At 38.6% G+C, this 7746-nt stretch carries 6 protein-coding genes and 1 pseudogene; 3 read left to right on the forward strand and 4 right to left on the reverse strand.

Annotated elements, in window-relative coordinates:
• The first annotated feature begins 640 nt into the window (after positions 1 to 640).
• Complete coding sequence (locus ACJMML_RS02680; protein ID WP_405305852.1) at positions 641 to 1825, forward strand: coenzyme F420-0:L-glutamate ligase; 1185 nt, start codon at positions 641 to 643, stop codon at positions 1823 to 1825.
• 241 nt (positions 1826 to 2066) lie between these two features.
• Here ACJMML_RS02680 and metK read toward each other — a convergent pair whose 3' ends face one another.
• Entirely contained in the window at positions 2067 to 3242 is a 1176-nt protein-coding gene (metK, locus tag ACJMML_RS02685; protein ID WP_405305853.1) for a methionine adenosyltransferase, read from the reverse strand.
• A gap of 169 nt (positions 3243 to 3411) precedes the next feature.
• Between metK and ACJMML_RS02690 the strand changes: the two genes are divergently transcribed.
• Entirely contained in the window at positions 3412 to 4524 is a 1113-nt protein-coding gene (locus tag ACJMML_RS02690; protein ID WP_405305854.1) for a glycosyltransferase family 2 protein, read from the forward strand.
• Between the two features lie 75 nt (positions 4525 to 4599).
• Positions 4600 to 5697 carry a UDP-galactopyranose mutase gene (glf, locus tag ACJMML_RS02695; protein WP_405305855.1) on the forward strand — a complete coding sequence of 366 codons (1098 nt, stop codon included), beginning with the start codon at positions 4600 to 4602 and terminating at the stop codon, positions 5695 to 5697.
• A 35-nt stretch (positions 5698 to 5732) separates the two neighbouring features.
• Here the strand turns inward: glf and ACJMML_RS02700 are convergent, their stop codons facing one another.
• The 3 genes and pseudogenes from ACJMML_RS02700 to ACJMML_RS02710 all read right to left on the reverse strand — a co-directional run.
• Complete coding sequence (locus ACJMML_RS02700; protein ID WP_303739211.1) at positions 5733 to 5894, reverse strand: hypothetical protein; 162 nt, start codon at positions 5892 to 5894, stop codon at positions 5733 to 5735.
• 43 nt (positions 5895 to 5937) lie between these two features.
• A complete protein-coding gene (gene serB / locus ACJMML_RS02705; protein WP_405305856.1) occupies positions 5938 to 7545 on the reverse strand; it encodes a phosphoserine phosphatase SerB in 1608 nt (535 codons plus the stop codon).
• A gap of 12 nt (positions 7546 to 7557) precedes the next feature.
• Positions 7558 to 7746: pseudogene (locus tag ACJMML_RS02710) on the reverse strand (TATA-box-binding protein); the annotation flags it as partial.

Genomic DNA, 7746 nt, shown 5'->3' on the forward strand with positions numbered 1-7746 from the left:
ACTTGATAGGGACACAAACGCAGCAATTAATATTCTAAACCGCTGGTTCAACGGGGATAGCCTGAAAAAATACTTAAATTAACCATTATTAAGTGAAAAAAATTCAGGAATCCCCATCCTCTATAGGATGGGGTGGTTCAACTCTTTTTAGCTAAGAATCCGAAGACACGTCCCTGTTGCGGAACCATTGCCTCAATATGAGATTTCTGATCCAAATGTTGATTGTGTTTGTCAAAAAAATAAACGGATTTAAATATAATATAAATCAGACAATATTTGCTGTACTGACAGCACTAACCATAATCCATTCCTGTGCATGTTCACAAGTCTGAAATCATGACTGCCGAGAAAAATATTCATCACCTACCGGTAATGAGTTTCCGTCTAAAAATCAAGTCTCAAAATACTCATAGAAATGCCCGAGCAAACATTCCCATGAGAAAAAATCCTCCAATTTAATTAATCGGAACTTCAAATATGTCAAATTGGATTTCAACATGAGCAAAATCGAGTGATGCAATGTAGATGTCAAAAACAAATTACTGAACTTTCGCCCAAAAAAACAAATCAACTCAAAACTATATATAATTTGAACAATATAAAATAAATGGGTTACTAAAATCCATAGGAGTTATCATATATGAGATGTGTTGGTACAGTAGTACGCGGAATAAGAACACCGATTATTAAAAAGGACGATGATTTGGCCACAATTGTAGTAGATTCATTGATGGCCGCAAAGGAAAGCGAAGGATTTGAATTCAGGGACAAGGACATTGTTGCAATTACAGAAGCGGTTGTTGGAATATCAGAGGGAAATTACGTAACCGTAGATGACGTTGCAAAAGATTTGCAGGAAAAGTTCCCATCCAAAAAGATTGGAGTCGTAAATCCTATTTTAAGCAGAAACAGATTTTCAATTATCCTCAAAGGTATAGCAAGAGGAATGGATAAGATTACATTATTATCCTCATTTCCGGCAGATGAGGTTGGAAACGGAATAATGGATGAAAGCATATTAGATAAAAGCGAATTCGACCTTGCAAGTGTCATTTCAGAAGACGAATATAAAGAAACATTCGGTTCATGGATACATCCGTTTACCGGAATAAACATGGTCGACTTTTACCGTGACTTAATCGAAAGCGAAGACTGTGAAGTTGAATTTGTATTCTCAAACAACATCAGAACAATTCTCGACTACACAAATGACGTGCTCACCTGTGACATCCACACAAGGGAAAAAAGCACAGCTTTACTGAAAGCTGAAGGTGCTAACGTCTACGGTCTCCACCAGGTATTGACCGAACCTGTCGACGGTTCAGGATGCAATCCTGAATACGGACTTTTAGGTTCAAACAAGGCAACCGAGGAAAAATTGAAGCTCTTCCCGAAAACCGGACAGGCAGTTGTTGAAGAGGTTCAAAGAAGACTTATTGACCTTACCGGAAAACAGATTGAAGTTATGGTCTACGGTGACGGCGCATTCAAGGACCCTGTCGGAAAAATCTGGGAATTGGCAGATCCTGTAGTTTCACCAGCACATACCAGCGGACTCGTGGGATATCCAAACGAAATCAAACTGAAATACGTATCCGACAACAAGTTTGCCGACCTTAAAGGCGATGAGCTTAAGGAAGCAATCAAAGAGGAAATCAGGAAAAAGGCTGAAAACCTCATGGGACAGATGATTACAGAAGGAACCACACCAAGAGTACTGACCGACTTAATCGGTTCATTATGTGACCTTACAAGCGGTTCCGGAGATAAAGGAACACCTGTCGTGTTCATCCAAGGATACTTTGATAATTTAGCAAACGACTAAATTATCTTCACTTTTCTTTTTTAGACACATCACCAGATTATTATTTTTAAAAACATAGTCTTTAACACATTGATTTTAAATGCTCTCTCTCATTTTTTATATGAAGTAAATAAATAGCATATAATTCAATTAAATGCGATTTTAATTGTTGTTTTAAAAAGAAATTATGTCTTTATTCAAAAATTTAAATTAAAAAAAAGAGTGTTGAACTTACTCAAAAAGAGCAAGTCCTGAAAGGATTTTAAGATTTAATGTATTTTTTCAAATCGTCGACCTTGTCGGTTTTCTCCCAAGGAAGGCCTTCGATACCGAAGTGACCGTATTTTGCGGTCTGCTTGTAGGTGGTGTCCCTCAAGCCAAGGGTCTCGATGATTCCGTCAGGAGTGAGCCTGAAGTTGTCACGAACGATTTGCTCAAATGAAATATCTCCGATGTCAGCGGCGGTTCCGAAGGTGTCCACCATGACTGATGTAGGTTCGGCCACACCGATTGCGTAAGACAGCTGGATTTCACATTTCTCAGCAAGCCCGCTTGCAACGATGTTTTTGGCGATGTATCTTGCCATGTAGCATGCGCTTCTGTCTACTTTAGTGCAGTCCTTTCCGGAGAATGCTCCTCCACCGTGGCGTGCATATCCTCCGTAGGTGTCGACGATGATCTTACGTCCTGTAAGACCTGCGTCCCCGTGAGGGCCTCCGATTTCGAACTTGCCTGTAGGGTTGATGTGCTCTTTTGTATCCTCTGTAATTAGTCCTTCAGGGATTACTGCCTTGAAGAGCTTTTCACGGATGTCATTTTTAAGGGTTTCCTGGTCGTCGGAAACGGTCTCGTCATGCTGGGTTGACAATACTACAGCATCGAGTGAAATGACGTTTCCATCCTTGTCATAGTTTACGGAAACCTGTGCCTTACCGTCAGGCCTTAGATAAGGAATTTCTCCGCTTTCCCTTAATTCGGTCAGTTTGTTTGTAAGTTTACGTGCCAAATCGATTGGGTACGGCATGAGTGATTCGGTTTCATTTGTTGCATAACCGAACATCATTCCCTGATCTCCTGCACCAGTTTCCTCATCTCCCCTGTCAACTCCCTGGTTGATATCCTGGGACTGTGCGTGGAGCCTGTTTGCAACCTTACAGGTATTTCCATCAAATTCAAGTTCAGGCTTGTCATAGCCGATTTCAATGATTGTGTCCCTTATAATCTTTTCAATGTCATCCTTTGTCAAGTCGGTGTTTGAGGTAATCTCACCGAATACCATACAGAAATCAGTTGTTACGCAAGTTTCACATGCAACGTGGGAATTCTTGTCGCCTGCCATATATGCGTCCAAAATAGCATCGGATATGATGTCTGCGACCTTATCCGGGTGCCCTTGGGTTACTGACTCTGATGTAAATGTCCTATATACTTCACTCATTTTATCACCATTGGTATTAAAGAATAATATTAATTAGGAAAAAACATCATCTTTCCTAAAATCATTAATTTACATACTATATTAAATTATATAATTCATATATAAAATAACTTTGTTTCATTTTTAAGGATTTCCAATTACTTTATAAACATTGAAAATAAATTATATAATGATTACAATGAAAGACAAAATCAGCATTATTTTACCAATCTTCAATGTTGGGGACCACCTGAGAGGCGGAATTGACTCATTGGTCAACCAGACAATAGGAAATGAAAACCTTGAAATCATAATGGTCAATGACTGCTCAACAGACGGATCTGATAAAATAATCGACGAATACGATGCAGATTATGACTGCTGCATTGCAATTCACCATGAACAGAACAGCGGAGCCGCATACACTCCAAGAAACACCGGAATTGAAGCATGCACCGGTGATTACATAATGTTCCTTGATCCGGATGACAGATACACACCGGATGCGGTTGAAACCCTATATAATGCAGTCAGTTCTAATGATGCTCAGATGGCTTTCGGACGCTTCAGAAGAATCTTCGAATACGGAGGCAAGATCCAGAAATCCTACTCTCCATACAGAGACGATTTGGAAAGCGCATATCCTGACGAGACATTCGAGACTGAAAACTTCATCAAGGTTCCCGATTTCCTATGGGACAATGTGGTGGAAAGGCTGCTTTACGGCAAACCAATGGAAGTGACCTATCCAAGGGACGCTCCACTGGACACCATCAGGGTAGACACCATCGAGCAGGAACCTGACCTTCTTAAAATGCATCCTTCAATCTGGAGCAAAATCTACAGAAGGGATTTGATTATGGACAATGACATCCGCTTTCAGCCGTTCATTTCCGGAGATGATCTGGCGTTTTATGTGGAGGCGCTCATCCATTCAAATGGCATCGTGTTTTTAAACAATTTCATGTGCTACGACTACTACATCAGGGATTTGCCCGACGACAAGTCAATCACCAACAACGTCAATGTGCGTTTGCTTGACGAGCTTATGGAATCATACATCTACAGCAGAAAATGTACTGAAGGCTTTTCAAAAGATGTTCAGAATGCCACCGTCAACCCGCACCTCCTGCACTGGATGTACACATGGAAAAACTCACCATTCACCATCGAGGAAAACAAGCTGCTTTTAAGCAAGGTAAACAAGCTTAAAAAAATCCACCAGACTGACCTGAAGACCAAGTGGCTTCTGTCAAGCATGACAACTGCGCTTGAAACCAAAATCAACATTGCCCGCCAGTAGCCACGGGCAAGTCAACCATGATTTTTCAAAAGATTAATAACAATCAAAACAAATATAATATCTAGGAGAATTACCATGGAATATGATTATTTGATTGTTGGATCAGGCCTTTTCGGTTCTGTTATTGCATATGAAATGACTAAAAAGGGTAAAAAATGTTTAGTAATTGAAAAACGGGACCATATAGGTGGAAACGTATACACTGAAAATTCAGAAAACATCAACGTTCACAAATATGGCGCACACATCTTTCACACAAACAATAAGGAAGTATGGAACTATATCAACCAGTTCGCAGATTTCAACCGCTACACCAACTCACCCATCGCCAACTACAAGGGAGAACTCTACAATCTGCCGTTCAACATGAACACATTCCATCAGATGTGGGGAGTGAAAACTCCCGAGGAGGCTCACGCCAAAATTGAAGAGCAGAAAAGAGAATATCATATTGAAAACCCAAGGAATCTTGAGGAGCAGGCAATATCCCTTATCGGAAAGGACATCTACGAGAAGCTCATCAAGGGATACACTGAAAAGCAGTGGGGAAGAAAATGCAGCGAACTGCCGGCATTCATCATCAAAAGGCTTCCCGTAAGATACACATTCGACAACAACTATTTTAATGACCTGTATCAGGGAATACCTATCGGAGGGTATACAAAAATCATTGAAAAGATGCTTGAAGGAGTTGAGGTCCGATTAAATACAGATTTCTTCGATGACAAAGAAAAATGGATGGCAATGGCCGATAAGATCATATTCACCGGAATGATAGACCAGTACTTCGACTACTGCTACGGCGAGCTCGAATACCGTGGGCTTGACTTCGAGTTTGAAACCCTCGATATGGAAAACTATCAGGGAAATGCTGTAATCAACTATACCGATGCGGAAACCCCCTTCACACGCATAATCGAGCACAAGCACTTTGAATCTTCCGAATCCCCAAAGACAATAATCACCCGTGAGTATCCGAAAGCCTGGACCAAAGGTGAGGAAGCGTATTACCCAATGAATGACGAGAAAAACTCCGAACTGTTTGAAAAATACCAGAAGCTTGCTGAAAGCGAAGGAAATGTCATTTTCGGAGGAAGGCTTGGAATGTATCAGTACTTCGACATGTGGCAGGTAATCGACGAGGCCCTCAAGCTTGTAAAAAATCTAGATTAGTCGGTTAACTAAACCCTAATCTAATTTAAAAAAAATTATTCTTTTTTAGGAGTTAAATCTTCTCCATAAAATCTGTAAAAATCAGCGCAAAAATCACAGATCGGATATTTGCCGTTACGGTAATAAGCCAAATCTGCCTTGTTCATGTCGAACTTCTTGCCGCAGATAAAGCAGGTTTCAATCTTTTCTTCTGCCATGCTAAAACCTTAAAAAAAAAGAAAATGGTAAGGTTAAACGAGTTTAACCTATATTATATTTTTGCAAGAGTAAAATCTCTTCAGTAGAGACTTTTCCACCGTTCTTGAATTTTTCAAAGATCTCTTCAGCTCTTTGTTTTTCTTCACGGTTTTTGTTAGAACCGCCTGAAGATTTGTTATCGTTTTTCCTCTTTTTAGGTTTGTTGGAACCTAATTTTTTGTTAATGACGTGAATATCGCTTAAGATAGCTTTGAATTCTTCATGTTTAGCTGAAGCGTTTTTACGAGCTTCAATGAATTTTTTGTGAGCTTCATCAGCTGCAGTTCTAATGTCATCAGTTTTTCTGAAGTATTTAAGCATTTCTTCGTGAGCTGTTTGAGCTTTTTCTGAAAGTTCAATAACTTTTTCATGCTCTTCTTCAGATAATTTTTTGAGCTCTTGAGCTTCAGATTTAACGGATTCATCTTCGTGAATATCCATTAACTGTTTTCTTAAATCATTAGCATTTTTAACAAGCTGATTTTCTTTCTTGATGTCTAAAACGCGAGTTTCAATAATCTTATCGATTTTTTTGATTTCGTTTTCTATTTTGATTTTGTCACGTTTACCAGAAGACCATTCAAGATTTTTAATTTTATTATTAGCATCGTTACGAGCTTTTTTAGCAGCTTCAACAGCTTTGTTGATTTCATTACGCTCGTTTCTGTACTCAATAGCTTTATTTAAGTTTTCTTTTAAAGATGCGTTTAATTCATCCCTAATTTTACGTTGTTCTTTAGCTATTTTGTTATATTCTTCCCTTTCTTCAGCAACTTTGGAGATTTCAGCTTCTTTTTCATCTTTTTGTTTTCTTACACCTTCCATAGTGTCAGCGAGAACAAAATCAGATTTAGGAAGACCTTTATCAGCTTTTTTAGGTTTTTCTTCTTGAGCTTCTTCTTCAGCAGCTTCCTCAACTACTTCTTCTTCAGCTTCTTGAGCTTCTTCTTCTACAGTTTCAGTTTCAGCATCATCAGTGGTTAATTGATTAACAATTTCATCTAAGACTTTTGTTAAGTCTTTTTCTTCTACTACAATATCAGCAATTTCTTTTACAGAATCTTTAGCATTGAATGCAATTCCGCAACCTGCTGATTCAATCATGGAAATGTCATTAGCGCCATCTCCAACAGCAACTACATCATCTAATGTAATTTCTGCTTTTTCAACATGGTCTTTTAATACATCTAATTTAGATCCAGATACTAAAGGACCAGTCACTTCACCAGTTAATTTACCATCTTCGACTGAGAAACTATTAGTATAAACTGCGTCAACTCCAAGTTTATCTTTAACTTTTTCAGCCACTACATCAAAACTACCACTAATAATAGCTACATCTAAATCTTTTTCTTTTAAAGCATTGATGGTTTCTTCAGCTCCAGGCATTAATGGAAGTTCATCAGCAACTTTTTCTATTTCTTCAATAGAAGTTCCTTCAAGAAGTTTAACTCTGTCTTTAATAGAAGTTTCAAAGTCTATTTCACCTTGCATAGCCTTTTCAGTAATTTCAGCTATTTCATCTTCAACATTTGCTAATTTTCCTATCTCATCTATCGCTTCACCATCAATAATAACGTTATCTAAGTCAAATACTACAAGTTCAATCAATAATACCACCAATTATATTAAATCTAGCTCACTTAATCTGTCGTAAGCTCTTTCGACACCAAGTTTGGCATCGCTTTTTGTTTTAGCTCCAGTACATACAACTTTACCAGAACCAAATAATAATAAGACCACTTTAGGGTCGGATAACCTATATACTAAACCAGGGAATTGTTCCGGTTCGTATTCAGTATCTTCAAGTTC

Source organism: Methanobrevibacter sp., from assembly GCF_045130115.1.
Lineage (GTDB): Archaea > Methanobacteriota > Methanobacteria > Methanobacteriales > Methanobacteriaceae > Methanocatella.

Bases quoted from the DNA above. Each gene is read 5' to 3' on its own strand.
- glf (WP_405305855.1), top strand. From the start codon at position 4,600: ATGGAATATGATTATTTGATTGTTGGATCAGGCCTTTTCGGTTCTGTT.
- ACJMML_RS02680 (WP_405305852.1), top strand. From the start codon at position 641: ATGAGATGTGTTGGTACAGTAGTACGCGGAATAAGAACACCGATTATT.
- ACJMML_RS02690 (WP_405305854.1), top strand. From the start codon at position 3,412: ATGATTACAATGAAAGACAAAATCAGCATTATTTTACCAATCTTCAAT.
- metK (WP_405305853.1), bottom strand. From the start codon at position 3,242: ATGAGTGAAGTATATAGGACATTTACATCAGAGTCAGTAACCCAAGGG.
- ACJMML_RS02700 (WP_303739211.1), bottom strand. From the start codon at position 5,894: ATGGCAGAAGAAAAGATTGAAACCTGCTTTATCTGCGGCAAGAAGTTC.